Genomic DNA, 16,748 nt, shown 5'->3' on the forward strand with positions numbered 1-16,748 from the left:
AATGCGGGCGGAATTTTGCATGGCAAGTGCTTAAAAATCCAGCAAATCCGTTCTCTCGAGGGGTAACCAAAGATGTATTGGCCCCATTGGCGCACCCTATGACCCGCCCCACAACCGGCGGTTCGGCGAATAGGAATTCCGCCCTCCATCCCTTATCATTGCGGCCCTTGGAGCCCTTGGCTCCGTCGTCTCCCCGTTTACCCACAGTCATCGATGGAAAAAGCCGATCCTATGCTGATCCTCCCAGGTAGCCCGGCGCTGTCCGCCTTTCGTAAGGAAAAACTGCTGGAAGCCCTGCCCCAGGTGGCGGCGCTGTCCGCCCGCTATGTGCACTTCGTGGAAGTGAGCGCCGATCTCGACGAACGGGAACGGCGGGTGCTGGACAGCCTGCTGCACTACGGCCCCAGCCTGGAAGAGACGGCGGTGGACGGGGACATCTTCGTGGTTGTGCCGCGGCCGGGCACGGTATCGCCCTGGTCGTCCAAGGCCACCGACATCTGCCACAACGCCGGCCTGGACAAGGTGGTACGGGTGGAGCGCGGCGTCGAGTACCGGCTGCGGCTGGACGGCGAAGTGCCGCGCCGGGAGCTGGCCGCCGCCCTGCACGACCGCATGGTGGAAGCGGTGCTGGACCGGGTGGAGGACGCCGACCGTCTGTTCACCCACCATCAGCCCCGGCCGCTGACCACGGTGGACGTGATCGGCGGCGGCCGCGAGGCCCTGGCCGAGGCCAACGGCGCCCTGGGCCTGGCCCTGGCGGACGACGAGATCGACTACCTGGTGGAGCGCTTCACCGCCCTGGGCCGCAACCCCTCGGACGCCGAGCTGATGATGTTCGCCCAGGCCAACTCCGAGCATTGCCGCCACAAGATCTTCAACGCCGACTGGACCATCGACGGCGAGGCCCAGCCGCTGAGCCTGTTCGCGATGATCCGCAACACCCACAAGCACGCCCCGGACGGCGTGCTCAGCGCCTACAGCGACAACGCGGCGGTGGTGGAAGGGCCGGTGGCGGACCGCTTCTTCCCGGTGGACCAGAACGGCGAGCAGGAATACCGCTACGTCAACGAGCCGGTGCACATGCTGATGAAGGTGGAGACTCATAACCATCCCACCGCCATCGCCCCGCACCCGGGCGCGGCCACCGGCGCCGGCGGTGAGATCCGCGACGAGGGCGCCACCGGTCGCGGCGGCAAGCCCAAGGCCGGGCTCACCGGCTTCTCGGTGTCCAACCTGCGCATCCCCGGCTTCGAGCAGCCCTGGGAAGACGACTACGGCCGCCCGGACCGCATCGCCTCGCCCCTGGACATCATGATCGACGGCCCCCTGGGCGGCGCCGCCTTCAACAACGAATTCGGCCGCCCCAACCTGTGCGGCTACTTCCGCACCCTGGAACTGCAGGCGCCGGGCATCAACGGCGAGGAGCGCCGTGGCTACCACAAGCCGATCATGATCGCCGGTGGCCTGGGCAACGTGCGCGACGGGCATGTGCACAAGAACGAGATTCCCGACGGCGCCAAGGTGATCGTGCTGGGCGGCCCGGCCATGCTGATCGGCCTGGGCGGCGGTGCCGCCAGTTCCATGGCCAGCGGTGAATCCGACGAGACCCTGGACTTCGCCTCGGTGCAGCGCGGCAACCCGGAAATCGAACGCCGGGTGCAGGAAGTGATCGACCGCTGCTGGGCCCTGGGCGACGACAACCCCATCGTCTCGGTGCACGACGTGGGCGCCGGCGGCCTGTCCAACGCACTGCCGGAACTGGTCCACGACCACGACCGGGGCGCGCGGCTGGAGCTGCGCAAGGTGCCCAGCGCCGAACCCGGCATGAGCCCGGTGGAAATCTGGTGCAACGAGGCCCAGGAACGCTACGTGCTGGCGGTGCTGCCGGAGGATCTGGAGCGCTTCAGCGCCCTGTGCGACCGGGAGCGGGCGCCGTTCGCGGTGCTTGGCGAGGCCACCACCGAGGAACACCTGCGGGTGGGCGACGAGCACTTCGGCGACGCGCCGGTGGACCTGCCCATGGACGTGCTGTTCGGCAAGCCGCCGAAAATGCAGCGCGCCTTTGATCGCGAGGACTTCGAGCGCCGCCCGTTCAGCACCAAGGGCATCAAACTGAAGGACGCCATCGAGCGGGTCATGCGTCTGCCCACGGTGGCCTCCAAGAGCTTCCTGATCACCATCGGCGACCGCTCGGTGACCGGCCTGGTGCACCGCGACCAGATGGTTGGCCCCTGGCAGGTGCCGGTGGCCGATTGCGCCGTCACCGCCACCGGCTATAACCAGCGCACCGGTGAGGCCATGGCCATGGGCGAGCGCACCCCGGCGGCCCTGGTCAACGCCCCCGCCGCCGGCCGCATGGCGGTGGCCGAGACGCTCACCAATCTGGCCGCCGCCCACATCGGCTCGCTGGCCAATATCCGCCTGTCCGCCAACTGGATGGCCGCCGCCGGCCACCCCGGCGAGGACCAGGCCCTGTTCGACACCGTCAAGGCGGTGGGCATGGAGCTGTGCCCGGCCCTGGGCATCGCCATTCCGGTGGGCAAGGACTCTCTCTCCATGCGCACCCTGTGGCAGGAGCGCGGCATCGAGAAAAGCGTCACCGCGCCGCTGTCGCTGATCGTCTCCGGCTTCGCCACCGTCACCGACATCGGGCTGACCGCCACGCCGCAGATCCGCACCGGCATGGACAGCGAGCTGCTGCTGATCGACCTGGGCCGTGGCCAGGACCGGCTGGGCGGCTCGGCGCTGGCCCAGGTGTACGGCCAGGTCGGGGACGAGGCCCCGGACGTGGATGATCCCCAGGATCTGATCGCCTTCTTCGACACCACCCAGGCGCTGCTCGCCGAGGGCCGTCTGCTGGCCTACCACGACCGTTCCGACGGCGGCCTGTTCACCACGTTGGCGGAGATGGCCTTCGCCGGTCGGGTGGGCATCGACATCGTGCTCGACAACATCGCCGGCGACGGCCCGGAAGCGGTGGCGGCCCTGTTCGCCGAGGAAGCCGGCGCGGTGATCCAGGTGCGCGCCGAGGACGTGGACGCGGTGCGCGCCCGTTACGAGGACGCCGGCCTGGCCGGCTGCGTGCATCACGTGGGCACCCCCAACGACGACGACGTGATGCGCCTGCGTCTGGGCGGCGCGGTGCTGCGCGAGCGTCCGCGCTGGGGCCTGCAGCGGCTGTGGTCGGAAACCAGCTACCGCATCCAGGCGCTGCGCGACAACCCGGATTGCGCCCGCCAGGAATTCGACGCCGTGCCCGATTCCAATGACCCGGGCCTGAACGTGCGGCTCACCTTCGACATGAGCGAGGATGTGGCGGCGCCTTACATCAACACGGGCGCGCGACCGGCCATCGCCGTGCTCCGCGAGCAGGGCGTCAACGGCCACATGGAAATGGCCGCCGCCTTCGACCGGGCCGGCTTCCGTGCCGTGGACGTGCACATGAGCGACCTGCTCGCCGGCCGGGTGGATCTGGCCGACATGAAGGGCCTGGTGGCCTGTGGCGGCTTCTCCTACGGCGACGTGCTGGGCGCCGGCGAGGGCTGGGCCAAGTCGGTGCTCTACAACGAGGGCCTGCGCGACGCCTTCAACCGCTTCTTCTTCCGCGAGGACACCTTCGCCCTGGGCGTCTGCAACGGCTGTCAGATGCTCTCCAACCTCAAGGACCTGATCCCCGGGGCGGAACACTGGCCGCGCTTCGTGCGCAACCTGAGCGAGCAGTTCGAGGCACGCACCTCCCTGGTGGAGGTGCAGGATTCGCCGTCCATCCTGCTGCGCGACATGGCCGGCACCCGCCTGCCCATCGCCGTGGCCCATGGCGAAGGCCGGGTGGAGATCAGCGACGACGCCCTGAACCGCAATGAGGAGCAACGCCTGCTGGCGATGCGCTTCGTGGACACCCTGGGCAACCCGGCGGAACAGTATCCGGCCAACCCCAACGGCTCCGCCCGTGGCGCCACCGGCTTCACCACCCGCGACGGCCGCGTGACCATCATGATGCCGCACCCGGAGCGGGTATTCCGGGTGCTGCAGAACAGCTGGATTCCGGACGACTGGCGCCGCTTTGAAAACGGCCCCTGGTTCCGGATGTTCGCCAACGCGCGGAAGTGGGTTGGATAAAAATTCAGTTAAAAGTTAAAAGTTGAAAGTTAAAAAGCGCGGGCAAGGCCTTGCCTTCGGCACTGCCCCCAACCGCGTTTCAACTTTTAACTTTAAACTTTTCACTTTCTTCCCGTATGGAAGTCCGAATGACCGATCAAACCTATAACTATTTCGACCTCCCCATCGGCGAGTCCCCCGAGCCGACCCCGGTCTCCGAGCAGCGCCGGGCGCTGGCCCGGGAGTTGCTGGCGATCAGTGAACAACTGGTGCGGCTGGACGCGGACGAGGCGGCGCTGGCCGATTACACCGCCCAGGCGCGGGCGCTGCGCGAGCAGCTGGAAGGCCACGGCCACCGCAGCATGCGCGATATCCTGGGCCGGCTGATCACCGGCCAGGGCAGCCGTCAGGACGCCCTGGACATGGCCGAGTTCGAAATCCTGTCCGGGCCGGCCAGCCCGTTGTCGCCGCCCATGACCCTGTGGGTGGACGGCGACACGGTGCGCGGCAGCGCCACCTTCGGGCGGGTTTTCATGGGCCCGCCGGGGAAGGTGCACGGCGGCGTGCTGGCCCTGGCCCTGGACATGCTGATGGCCAAGACCCAGGATTTCGTCACCGGCCTGGGCATGACCGGCACGCTCAATATTCGCTATCTGGCGCCCACGCCGCTGAATACGGAGATCCGCTTCGAGGCCCGTGTGAACCGTCTGGAAGGGCGTAAGCTGTTCACCGAGGCGAAGGTGTTCGCCGGCGACACCCAGACGGTGGAAGCCACCGGTATCTGGATTTCCGCCCGGGGCGATTACCGCCTGCGTGACCGCTTCGTGCATCTGGCGGAGGCCGACCAGCCGGCCTGACGCCACGGGCAACCGTAACGACAGGAGGCCATCATGACCGTCTACAAGCTCTGCTTCTACGTACCGGAAGACCACGCCGAGGCGGTCAAGACCGCGGTCTTCGAGGCCGGCGCCGGTCGCATCGGCAACTATGACCGTTGCAGTTTTCAGGTACGGGGGCAGGGGCAGTTCCGGCCTCTGGAAGGCAGCCATCCCCATCTTGGCGAGCACGATAAGGTCGAGACCGTGGACGAGTTCCGCGTCGAGATGATCTGCACCGACGACCACCTGAAAGCGGCCCTCAGCGCCCTGCGTCTTGCCCATCCCTACGAAGAACCCGCCATCGATCTGTGGCGGCTCGAGGACCTGCCCGGCTGATCGCGGCTAAAGCCGCTCCTACGGAGCTTCCGTGGAAAGGGCTTTAGCCGCGATCAGCCGGTTGCCGGAGCGGCCGGGCGGCGGACCGCCGTAACCGCGATCAAACCTTCCGTTTCAAGCGGCGCCCACCCGCCGGCGCCGCAGCGCCAGCAGGCCTAGCAGACCCACCATCAGTCCACCGGCGGCGCCACCGCCTCCCCACAGATCCTCGGGGCGGCCTTTGTCGTCGGCGCGCTTCACCGCCAGCGTACCCGGATCCCGGATCACGCCGTCGGCGAGACCGTCCGCGTCGTTGGGGCCGCCGTCCTGGATCAGCAGCCGCACGCAGGCGTCGCCCTCAGTGAGGCCCGGCGTCCAGCTGTCCGCCGATACCACCGGGCACAGGCCCAGGCCGTTCTTCGGCGCACTGTGCAGCTGGTTGAACTCGTCCTCCAGGAACAGATGCCAGCCGCCGTTCAGGTACTTGCGCCATACCGCGCCGGCCGGGATCACCGCCTCGCCCACCAGCGGAATCGCCACCGGCACGGTTTCGCCGGGCTGGTTGAGCGCCTGGATCTCGAAGTCGACCGCCACGCCCTGGTGCAGGTAGGCGCTGTCCCCGGGCAGGGAGGCATCGCTGACGCCCAGGCCGAACTCGCCGCTGGCCCAGGACTGATTGCTGCTGGTGGCGCCCAGGGCCAGCCGGAACGGGCCGGCGGTTTCCAGATAGGCGTTGTCCTCGCCGTCGCACAGTGACACCCGGCTGCCCGGGCACAACGCCAGGCGGTGCGCCTCATCGGCGAACGGGTTGGCGGACGGGGGCACGCGCTGCGCCAGGGCATAGCAGCCTTCCGTCGGGCAGGTTTCCACCACCTGCAGGGTGGCCAGCGCCACGCCCTGGCTATCGGCGGTGGTGGCGGTCACCTTGACCTCGTAGCTGCCGGGTTCCAGCGTTTCCAGATTGAAGGCGGCCTGGTTGCCATTGCTGTCCAGCGGCAGGCCTTCCGCCTGCCAGTCGTACTGCTCGACCTGCGCGTTGCCGGCATCCAGGCTCAGGATAACGGTGCCTCTGTCGAGACCCACCACCCGGGTGTCCATGAGCAGCCCCTGGGTCACGGTGAGCCGCAACGACAGCGGCAGCGGGTCGCTTTGCAGGGTCAGCGCCTGCTGGACCGGGTTGCCGGCCAGGGCGCCGTCCAGATCGCTGAGTTCCAGAGCGGCGCTGTCGCCGGCGCCGGTGGGCACGGCCAGTTCCAGGCGCCGCGCGTCGTTCTCGAACAGGCTCACCGTCTGGGTTTCGAAGCCCATGCCGCTGCCGTTCAGGGTGGCGGTGACCGGGTACTCGATGGGTTCGTCGCTCAGCCAGACGGTCAGGCCGCTGGTGTCGTCGCGCAGGGCGCGGCGGTGGCTGCTGGCGAACGCCAGGTAGGGCAGCACATCGATGGTCACCTCGGTGATTTCACCGGACACGGCGTCGCTGAACAGCAGGGTATAACGACCGGTCCGTTCGGCGACGAAGGTGTAGCTGCCGTCCTCGTTGAGGGTCAGCAGGGTATCCGCGTCGTCGCCGAACAGGGGCTCGTCAACGCCGGCGCGCATGCGGTAGACGGACGAGAGAGCTTTGTCGCCCGCACCGCCTTGCAAACGGAAGCTAACGCCTTCGGCACTGGCCAGCGGGGCCTCGCTGTCCTTCTCCGCTTCGGTGGACGGATAGATGGCGATGGTCAGGGTGCAGTCGGCGGTCAGTGGCTGAGTGGTCACCGTGTTGCCGTTTCGCAACGCGCCGCAATCACCGCCCACCACCACATAGTCGGACGGGTTGGCCAGGCTCAACTCGAAGCTGGCGGTTTCATTGACATAAAGGGTCTGGCTGGCCGGGGTGATCTGGCCGTCGCCATTCAGTACCGCGGTGGCGGTGTATTCGGGCAGCGCCTGCCATTGGGCGGTGACGCTGAGGTCGTTGGCGGGCATGGTTTCCGGCAGGGCTGGCTGCCAGCCGAGGAAGGTATAACCGGCGCGGGTCGGCGTGGGCGCGGCAATGGTATCCCCGAAATCCACCGCCAGATCATTCAGGGCCTCGCCGCCGTTGGTATCGAAGCTGACCGTGTACGAGTTGGTTTGCCACTGAGCGTACAGCGTGGCGGCCGATTGCGTCACGGTCAGGGTGTCGGTATAGCCGGTGCCGGTACCGTCGGCTTGCGTGTTCCAGCCCGTGAAGGTGTGGCCTTCGCGGGTGGGCGCGGCGGGCAGACTGACGGTGGTGTCGGCGAAGTAGAAAACGGTGTCGCTCTGACCGGTTTGCGTGTCGAAGGTGATGCCTATGTTGGGGCTCAAGATTGCCAGGTTTTGGGTCGGCTGGTTACCCACCGCGTTGAACGCGCCACCCACATAGAGCTGGTCGCCGCCGACGCCCAGGGCGTTGACCGCCTCGGTAATGCCCGGCTCCGGCCGTTGCCAGTTGTCGCCGTCGTACACGTACAGACCGGTGTCGCCGGCGGCGAACAACAGATCCTTGAACTCGACGGCGGAGTAAATGGCGGGGGTGGTTGCATCCGGCAGCGGTTCTTCCCAGTCCGTGCCGTTAAAGACATAGGCGTGGCTGGCGGTGGCGTTGGCGTCTGGAGCGAACACCATCAGCTGGTCCTGGTAGAGCGCCAGGGCGGTGAAGCGGTCAACTTCCGGAATACCGGGAAAGGAACCATAGCTACCGGTGCCAGGGTACGCGACCAGATTCATGTCGCTGCCATGGAACTGAATATTCCCGGCAAGAAACAGGATATCCTGATGCACTTCCAGGTCAAGCAACTCACCGGACAGCCCGGTGAGATTGAGACCCGCCCAGGTGCTTCCGGTCCAAGCGGCGAGCAGGGTGGTGGGAGCGCCGCCGGCCTGGGTGAAATCACCGCCTATATAGAGCTGGTCACGCCAGACCTGGAAGGCACGCACGGTACCGTTGACGCCGCTACCCAGGGGCTGCCATTGCTGGCCGTCCCAGCGGGCGACACCGGCGGCGGGATTGCCATCCGCTTCGCTGAAGTCGCCGCCGGCGTAGAGTTCATTGTTGAAGGTTGCCAGGGCCCGCACCGTGCCGTTGAATCCTCCGCCCAGGGCCTGCCACGTGCCGCCATCCCAACGCGCGATCCGATTGACCGATACCCCGACAATATGAGTGAAAGCCCCGGCGACGATCAGATCGTTGTCCTGGCGATGGATCGCATGGACCGGGCCGTCCAGGAACGCGGACTCGAAGCCTCGCCACTCGGCGCCATTGTTCAGGCGCACCAGATTAATGGCGCCGTTTTTATCGAGCAGGCCGCCCACCACGATTTCGTTGTTGAACTTGGTGATGCGATAGAGACGAATCACCGACCCGGCGTAGAGGCCGAGCCCATCGCCCACGGTGCTCCATTGGCTACCGTCCCAGGCGGCGATGCCCAGGGAACTGACGCCGCCGGCGGCTTCGAAGGAACCGCCGACATAGAGTTTGTCGTTGTCCGCGTACAGCGAGTAACCGGCATCGGACAGGCCGCCGCCGACCGCGGACCAGGTGTTGCCATCCCAGACCGCCATGTAATTCGCCGCAGTGCCCCCGGCGGCGGTAAATGAGCCGGTGGCGTAAAGCTTGCCCTGAAACACCACGGCATCGGTCACCGTGGTGTTCGTGCCGTCGCCGAAACCAGACCACTCGCTGCCGTTCCAGCGCACGATGTAGTTGTAGTTCTGGCCGTTGACCATATAAAAAGAGCCCGCCACGACCAGATCGCCGTTGTATTCCGACAGCGAGTTAACGGTGCCGTGGTCCGGGCCGCCCATGCCGTGCCACTGGCTGCCGTCCCAGCGGGCGATGCGATTGGCGGGCTGGCCCCCGGCTTGGGTGAAAATACCACCGACGATCAGCTCGCCGTTGTAGACGGTCAGGTCCACCACGCTGGAATCGAACCCGTCGCCCAGGGGCGCCCATTGCGCACCGTCCCAACTGGCGATGCGCGAGGCACTGACGCCACTGGCGGTGGTGAAGGAGCCGCCGACGATCAGTTTGCCGTCGTACACGGTCATGGCGTAGACCGCGTTGTTGACGCCATCGCCCAGCTTCTCCCACTGGTAGCCGTTCCAGCGGGCCACGTAGTAGACCTGCTGGCCGCCGACCTGGGCGAAGGTGCCGCCGACGTACAGCTCGCCCTGATACTCGGCCATGGCGCGCACCTGGTTATTGGGCGAGCCGGTATCCAGGGCGGCGAAGGCTTCCCAGTTGGCGGCACTGAAGGTTTGGGCGGTGGCGGCCTGGGCGATCAGGCACGCAGCGGCCACCAGCAACGCGGACAGGCCGCGTCGGGCAAAGGACAGGACGGTCACGAAAGGTTCCCCCGGAATTGGCGTTCCCACGCCAGCGCTATCGGCTAAGGGGCGCCTTCCAGCGCCCCCGGTCTAAAGTCGTTATCGACGTTATTGGGGATAGGTTAAGCGGCTTTTGTGACGAAGTGTATCTGCCATTTATTGCGAATGTTAACGGATACGACTTTGTTCGTAGATATCAGGACCGCTGGATGCTACAGGGCGTCATCCAGGGAGGGCTTGCGCCGCAGCGGCTGGATGTCCTGGGTGCGCACCGGAAAGTCGCCGTTGCCGGCCCGATCCTGGAAATAGAACTTCAGGGTACGGCCAATGGTGGGGAAGGCCAGCTCGTCCCAGGGAATCTGATCTTCCGTGAACAGGGCGGCGTCGGCGCTCTCTTCACCGACGCCGTAGTCGCCGTTGACCATGTCGCTGAGGAAGAACATGTAGACCTGATTGATGTGCGGCAGGTTGAACACCGTGTACAGGTCGCCGATGGCCACGGTGGCGCAGGCCTCTTCCCAGGTTTCCCGGGCGGCCCCTTCCTGGAGGGTTTCGCCGTTCTCCATATAGCCGGCGGGCAGGGTCCAGTAGCCGATGCGCGGCTCGATGGCGCGCTTGCAAAGCAGGATGCGACCTTCCCAGACCGGAATGGCCCCCACCACGATCTTGGGGTTCTGGTAATGGATGGTGCCGCACTGCCCGCACCAGTAGCGCGGACGATTGTCGCCTTGGGGAACGGAAAACAGGATCTCATTGCCACAATGGCTGCAGTATTTCATCGAAAGGCTCGGCGGCTCCGGGTCGGCGAACGGCCAGACTACTGACTTGCCGGGGCGCCGGCAATCGTCCATGACGTGAACGGCGCGGGTCGGTTCGGCTTGCCCGACGGGCGGCCTCTGTTCAAACTGTTGTTTGAAAAGCAGGGTGTGAATTGATCTCGGGAGCGTGGAAGTGTTGGATCTGTTGCGGCAGCGCATGGCGGCCTACCCCTATAACGATCTGCCGGTGGCACTGCCGGAGGCGGCCGTGCTGATGCCCTTCGTGGATCAGCCGGAGCCGGAACTGATCCTGACCGTGCGCGCCCAGGGGCTGTCCACCCACGCCGGCCAGGTGGCCTTTCCCGGCGGCAAGCGCGACCCCGAGGACCCGGACCTGAAAACCACCGCCCTGCGCGAAAGCCTGGAAGAGGTGGGGCTGCCGGACGATCAGGTGGAGGTGGTCGGCAACCTGTCGCCGGTGCCGTCGCGCTTTGGCATCAAGGTGACCCCGTTCGTGGGCCTGGTGCGCCCGGGGGTGTCGCTGGTCCCCGAGCCCGGCGAGATCGAGACCATCTTCCAGGTGCCGCTGAGTTTCTTCCTGGACCAGCCGCCACGGCTGTCGGCGCCGGTGGAGTTTTACGGCCGCCGCCTGCGCATGCCCAGCTATCATTATGAGGACAAGCACATCTGGGGTCTGACCGCGTTCATGATCCTGGACCTGATCAACCATGTGTACGACGCCGATGTGCGTTTCGACCTGACAGGTGAACAATGATCTATAAATTGGGAGATCGCCGCGTGGAACTGCGCGGCGAGGGGCAGTGGATCGCGCCCGACGCCACCGTGATCGGCTCGGTGGTGCTCGGCGAAAACGTGAGCGTCTGGTTCGGCGCGGTGATCCGTGGCGACAACGACCTGATCGAAATCGGCGACAACTCCAATGTGCAGGAAAATTCCGTGCTGCACGTGGACCCGGGCGTGCCCATGAAGATTGGCAAGGGCGTCACCGTGGGCCACAAGGTCATGCTGCACGGCTGCACCATCGGCGACAACAGCCTGATCGGTATCAACGCGGTGGTGCTCAACAAGGCCCGCATCGGCAATAACTGCATCATCGGCGCCCACGCCCTGGTGCCGGAGGGCATGGAGATTCCCGACAACTCCCTGGTAATGGGGGCCCCGGCCAAGGTGGTGAAGGAGATTTCCGACGGCCACAAGGCCATGCTGACCATGAGCAGCCAGCATTACGCCGCCCATGCCCGCCATTTCGAGGAGCATCTGGAAATCGATGAGCGCTTCCAGGACTGAGCCCCGGGTGGTGTCGCCCTGCGTCTCGATCTGCGCGCTGGACGGCGACGACGTTTGCGTGGGCTGCTTCCGCACCGGCCGGGAAATCAGCTATTGGGGCCGGTTGCCCTCGGATTGGCAGCGTGAAGTGCTGGCGCGCAGCCAGCGGCGCCAGGCCGGCGAGAATGCTCCCTGCGTGATGGAGGAAGTCAGCCTTCTATGAGAAAGCCCCGATGAAAGCCCCCATAAGTCTGCCCGGCCTGAAGAAGGTCGACGGCAAGGACGACAAAAGCGGGCCGCCGCCGGCGCCGCCCCGGCCCCGGGTGGGGCTGGCCCTGGGCAGTGGCTCGGCACGGGGCTGGGCGCACATCGGCATCATCCAGGGCCTGGAAGAAATGGGCGTGGACATCGATGTGGTGGCCGGCACCTCCATCGGCGCGCTGGTGGGCGGCGCCTACGTCAGTGGCGCGCTCGGTGACTTCGGTGCCTGGGTCAAGACCCTGACCACCCGCGACGTGTTCAGCCTGATGGACTTCACCTTCTCCGGCGGTGTGGTCAAGGGCGAAAAGCTGTTCGGCTTCTTCGAGCAGATGCACAGCAACCCGGACATCGAGGACCTGGACAAGCGCTTCGTCACCGTGGCCACCGATATGAAAAGCGGCCGCGAGGTGTGGATCAGCAAGGGGCCGGTGCTGGACGCCGCCCGCGCCTCCTGCGCGCTGCCGGGGCTGTTCTCGCCGTTCCAGCATCAGACCCGCTGGATGCTCGACGGCGGCCTGGTGAACCCGGTGCCGGTGTCCGCCGCCCGCGCCTTCGGCGCCGACGTGGTGATCGCCGTCAACCTGAACGCCCAGCTGGTGGGCGCCCACCTGAGCCGGCAGCGGCCGCCGGACGAGGAGCATCAGAGCGAGGAAGACCGCAGCCTGTGGCAGAAGATGACCGGCTATTTCGCCGCCGGTGAAGGGCAGAACCCGGGCTTTTTCGACGTGGTGGCGTCCAGCGTCAACATCATGCAGGACCGCATCACCCGCTCACGGATGGCCGGCGACCCGCCGGAGATCACCCTGATTCCGCTGCTGGAGGACTTCGCCCTGATGGACTTCCATCGCGCCAGCGAGGCCATCGACGAGGGCCGGCGCCTGGTGGATCGCCACGAGGGCGATATCCGCGCCTGGATCGGTTCGCCCCACGCGGTGGTGGATGCCACCGCCGACCGCGAGGATGAGGAGGGCTAGCTCGAAGCCAGTCTGACCCGGGCGGTTTTCACCATATTGTCCTTCACCTGGACGATCTCGATCAGATAGTCGCCGATACGGATCGAGATATTGGCGTCCGGAATGTCTTCCAGATGCTCCAGGATCAGGCCGTTGAGAGTGCGTGGCCCGCCGGTGGGCAGGTCCCATTCCAGGGAGCGGTTGATGTCGCGCAGGTGGGTGGCGCCGTCGATCACGAAGCTGCCGTCCTCCTGGGGGTGAATATCCTGGCTGCTGGCGGCCAGGTCGGTGGTGAACTCGCCGACGATCTCCTCGAGAATATCCTCCAGGGTCACCAGCCCCAGCACGTCCCCGTACTCGTCCACCACGATGCCGATGCGCCGCTTGGCGTTCTGGAAGTTGATCAGCTGCCGGTTCAGGGAGGTGCCCTCGGGCACGAAGTAGGGCTCCACCGTGTACTGCATCAGCTCGGCCTTGTTGATGTCTTCCTTGAGCAGCAGGCGGCTGAGTTTGCGCAGGTGCAGGGTGCCGAGCATGTTGTTCGGGTCGCCCCGGTACACCGGCAGGCGGGTGTGCTGGCTGGCGCGCAGGGTGCCCATGATCTCGTCCATATCGTCATCGATGTCCACGCCCACCATCTCGTTGCGCGGAATCATGATGTCCTCCACCGTGACGCTTTCCAGGTCGAGGATATTGAGCAGCATCTTCTGGTGCTTTTCCGGGATCAGGCCGCCGGCCTCGTTGACCACGGTGCGCAGCTCCTCCGGGCTGAGATGATCGTCCTCGCCCTGGCCGGTGGCGGTGCCGGCCAGCCGCAGGAACACCATGCTGACGCCGTTCACCAGCCACACCAGCGGCGCCAGCAGCCACTGCAGCGGCTTGAGCACGAAGCTGGCGGGGAAGGCCACCCGCTCCGGCTTCATGGCCGCGTAGGTCTTCGGCGTGATCTCGGCGAACACCAGCATCACCAGGGTGATCACCACCGGCGCCACCGCCGCGCCGGAGTCGCCCAGCCAGCGGATCGCCAGGATCGCCGCCACCGTGGCGGCGAAGTTGTTGACGAAATTGTTACCGATCAGGATCACCGACAGCAGCCGGTCGGTGCGGCGCAGCAGTTCCTCCACCCGCCGGGCGGCGCGGTGCCCCTGCCGGGCCAGGTGGCGCAGCCGGTAGCGGTTGATCGCCACCATGCCGGTTTCACTGCTGGAGAAGAACGCGGACGCGAGAATCAGGATGACCAGGGCGGTGAGCAGCCACCCGTCGGAGAAACTGTCCAAGAGGGAGTCGTTTGGTTGCTGATTGGCCGGCCATTGTTTGGGCGCCCGGCGGGGCTGTCAAGCGACGCCGGCTCAGGGCCGGTGGAGGATCACTTCGAGCACCAGCTGGGAGCCGAAGAAGGCCACCAGCAGCACCAGGAAACCGCTCAGGGTAAAGCGGATCGCGGTGCGCCCGCGCCAGCCCTTGAGATGGCGGCCGGCCAGCAGCACCGCGAAGATCACCCAGGACACCAGCGTCAGCACCGTTTTGTGCACCAGATGCTGGGCGAACAGGTCATCCACATAGAGAAAGCCGAACAGAATCGCCACGGTGAGCAGCGCCTCGCCCAGCCAGATGGTGTCGAACAGCATCGACTCCATCACCTGGATCGGCGGAAACACGCGCATCACGCCGCGGATATGGCCGTCCTTGAGCTGGCGGTGCTGGATCAGCAGCAGGATCGCCTGGCAGGCGGAAATCACCAGCACCGAATAGGCCAGGATCGACAGCAGCACATGCAGGCCAATGCCGTGTTCCATGGGGCGCACATAGCCGGTGTGAATCCACAGGCTGGCGGGCACGATCAGCGCCGAGAACGGAAACACCAGGGCGCCGATCCACTGGAACGGGCGGTACAGGCTGGACGCCACCACCAGACCGGTGACCGCCGCCGCCATGCAGGAGGCCACCGGCAGCAGACCCAGCATCAGCCCCCGGTCGGTGACCAGCAGGAAATACAAGGACACCGCGTGGGCCGCCACCGCCACCGTGGCGGGCGCCAGCAACAGCAGGCGCGAGGGGGCCGTCTGGCTGCGAAATTGCCGGTAAACCAGCAGCGCGGCCAGGGCGTAAAAGAAAGTGGCGATCAGGCCAAAGGCCTCGGCAGGACTCATAGGTCGCGATTTCTCCGCAAAAGCCGCCGAAGTCTGGCATAGGTCAGGGACCATTTGAAGCGCCCGCCATGACGGGCGGGGGGGCGGTGCCCTATAATCGGCCCCCTGTCGCGCCGCGCCGAGCAATCCGGCCCCGCGCGCCCGCAATTCTGGAGGTCGATGATCATGTTCGAGAATCTCACGGACCGTCTCGGTCAGTCGCTGAAGAGCCTGGCCGGTCAGGGGCAACTCACCGAGGACAACATCCGCGATACCCTGCGCGAGGTGCGCAAGGCGCTGCTGGAGGCCGACGTGGCCCTGCCGGTGGTCAAGGAGTTCGTCGAGCAGGTCAAGGAGAAGGCGCTGGGCCAGGAGGTGCTGAAAAGCCTCAATCCCGGCCAGGCCTTCGTCAAGATCGTCAACGACGAACTGATCCACACCATGGGCGACGAGAACGACGCCCTCAACCTGTCCGTGAAACCGCCGGCGATCATCCTGATGGCCGGCCTGCAGGGCGCCGGTAAGACCACTTCCGTGGCCAAGCTCGCCCGCTTCCTGCAGGAACGGGAGAAGAAGAAGGTGATGGTGGTGTCCGCCGACGTTTACCGGCCGGCGGCCATCGACCAGCTGGAGACCCTGGCCGGCGAGGTCAAGGCCGAGTTCTTCCCGTCGCGCAGCGACCAGGACCCGGTGGAGATCGCCAACGGCGCGCTGCAGGCGGCGCGCAACAAGTACATGGACGTGCTGATCGTCGACACCGCCGGCCGGCTGCACGTCGATGAGGACATGATGGCCGAGATCCAGCGCCTGAACAGCGCCATCAGCCCCACCGAAACGCTGTTCGTGGTGGACGCCATGACCGGTCAGGACGCCGCCAACACGGCGCGCGCCTTCAACGACGCCCTGCCGCTCACCGGCGTGATCCTGACCAAGGCCGACGGCGACTCCCGGGGCGGGGCGGCGCTGTCCGTGCGCCACCTGACCGGCAAGCCGATCAAGTTCATCGGCATGGGCGAGAAGACCGACGCCCTGGAGCCGTTCTACCCGGACCGGATCGCCAGCCGGATTCTCGGCATGGGCGACGTGCTCTCCCTGGTGGAGCAGGCCGAGCGCACCATCGACAAGAAGAAAGCGGACAAGATCGCCAAGAAGTTCAAGAAAGGCAAGGCGATGGACTTCGAGGACCTCAAGGACCAGTTCCAGCAGATGCGGAACATGGGCGGTCTGACCAGCCTGCTCGACAAGCTGCCCGGCATGGGCGGCATGATGCAGGCGGCCCAGGACCCGGCGGCCCTCAAGCAGATGAAGCACATGGAAGCGCTGATCGACTCCATGACCCCCAAGGAGCGCCGCAACCCAGACCTGATCAAGGGTTCCCGCAAGAAGCGCATCTGCAGCGGCGCCGGCCTGGAGGTGCAGGATCTCAATCGCCTCATGAAGCAGCAGAAGATGATGGCGAAGATGATGAAGAAGATGCGCACAAAGGGCGGCATGAAGAACATGATGCGCGGCATGGAAGGCATGATGGGCGGCGGTGGCGCCGGCGGCATGGGAGGCGGTGGCATGCCCCCGGGCGGTGGCCTGCCCCCCATGGGCGGCGGTGGCGGCGGTCTGCCGCCCACCGGTGGCCGCTAGCCCTTTATCTCCCGGGCGGATGCCCGTATAATCCGCCCCCTTCGCGACCCGTCCGGCCCTGACGCCGGCGGGGTTTCAAGCGGATACGATGGCCCGGCG

12 protein-coding genes are annotated in these 16,748 nt (G+C 66.3%); 8 read left to right on the forward strand and 4 right to left on the reverse strand.

From position 1 onward, the window contains the following. Nucleotides 1-231: 231 nt before the first annotated feature. From purL to IM760_RS04180, 3 genes are all read left to right on the forward strand, one after another. Nucleotides 232-4,119, forward strand: a complete 3,888-nt coding sequence (purL, locus tag IM760_RS04170; protein ID WP_204427268.1) for a phosphoribosylformylglycinamidine synthase — start codon at nt 232-234, stop codon at nt 4,117-4,119. A gap of 128 nt (nt 4,120-4,247) precedes the next feature. Beyond that, nucleotides 4,248-4,955, forward strand: coding sequence for a PaaI family thioesterase (locus IM760_RS04175; RefSeq protein ID WP_204427269.1), 708 nt, complete (start codon nt 4,248-4,250; stop codon nt 4,953-4,955). Between the two features lie 33 nt (nt 4,956-4,988). Continuing rightward, nucleotides 4,989-5,312 carry a YqfO family protein gene (locus IM760_RS04180; protein ID WP_204427270.1) on the forward strand — a complete coding sequence of 108 codons (324 nt, stop codon included), beginning with the start codon at nt 4,989-4,991 and terminating at the stop codon, nt 5,310-5,312. A 114-nt stretch (nt 5,313-5,426) separates the two neighbouring features. On the opposite strand, the gene IM760_RS04185 is transcribed toward IM760_RS04180, so the two are convergent. Then, nucleotides 5,427-9,644, reverse strand: coding sequence for an InlB B-repeat-containing protein (locus IM760_RS04185; RefSeq protein WP_204427271.1), 4,218 nt, complete (start codon nt 9,642-9,644; stop codon nt 5,427-5,429). A gap of 194 nt (nt 9,645-9,838) precedes the next feature. Next, nucleotides 9,839-10,405, reverse strand: coding sequence for an NUDIX hydrolase (locus IM760_RS04190; RefSeq protein ID WP_204427272.1), 567 nt, complete (start codon nt 10,403-10,405; stop codon nt 9,839-9,841). A 172-nt stretch (nt 10,406-10,577) separates the two neighbouring features. Between IM760_RS04190 and IM760_RS04195 the strand changes: the two genes are divergently transcribed. The 4 genes from IM760_RS04195 to rssA are packed head-to-tail and all read left to right on the forward strand — an operon-like array spanning nt 10,578 to nt 12,906. Further along, nucleotides 10,578-11,159 (forward strand): CoA pyrophosphatase, encoded by a 582-nt coding sequence (locus tag IM760_RS04195; protein WP_228233391.1) that lies wholly within the window; start codon nt 10,578-10,580, stop codon nt 11,157-11,159. Next, entirely contained in the window at nt 11,156-11,692 is a 537-nt protein-coding gene (locus IM760_RS04200; protein ID WP_204427273.1) for a gamma carbonic anhydrase family protein, read from the forward strand. The genes IM760_RS04195 and IM760_RS04200 overlap by 4 nt, the downstream gene beginning before the upstream one ends. Continuing rightward, entirely contained in the window at nt 11,673-11,894 is a 222-nt protein-coding gene (locus IM760_RS04205; RefSeq protein ID WP_204427274.1) for a DUF1289 domain-containing protein, read from the forward strand. The genes IM760_RS04200 and IM760_RS04205 overlap by 20 nt, the downstream gene beginning before the upstream one ends. Nucleotides 11,895-11,904: 10 nt before the next feature. After that, entirely contained in the window at nt 11,905-12,906 is a 1,002-nt protein-coding gene (gene rssA / locus IM760_RS04210) for a patatin-like phospholipase RssA (protein WP_204427275.1), read from the forward strand. On the opposite strand, the gene IM760_RS04215 is transcribed toward rssA, so the two are convergent. Together IM760_RS04215 and IM760_RS04220 are read right to left on the reverse strand one after the other, a co-directional pair. Next, complete coding sequence (locus IM760_RS04215) at nt 12,903-14,162, reverse strand: HlyC/CorC family transporter (RefSeq protein WP_204427276.1); 1,260 nt, start codon at nt 14,160-14,162, stop codon at nt 12,903-12,905. The genes rssA and IM760_RS04215 overlap by 4 nt on opposite strands. Nucleotides 14,163-14,234: 72 nt before the next feature. After that, entirely contained in the window at nt 14,235-15,035 is an 801-nt protein-coding gene (locus tag IM760_RS04220) for a cytochrome C assembly family protein (protein WP_204427277.1), read from the reverse strand. 165 nt (nt 15,036-15,200) lie between these two features. Here IM760_RS04220 and ffh point away from each other — a divergent pair, with 165 nt between their 5' ends. Then, on the forward strand, nt 15,201-16,649 hold the full coding sequence (gene ffh, locus IM760_RS04225) for a signal recognition particle protein (protein ID WP_204427278.1): 1,449 nt from the start codon (nt 15,201-15,203) through the stop codon (nt 16,647-16,649). The last annotated feature ends 99 nt before the right edge of the window (nt 16,650-16,748 follow it).

It is taken from the genome of Alloalcanivorax marinus (assembly GCF_016906305.1).
Lineage (GTDB): Bacteria > Pseudomonadota > Gammaproteobacteria > Pseudomonadales > Alcanivoracaceae > Alloalcanivorax > Alloalcanivorax marinus.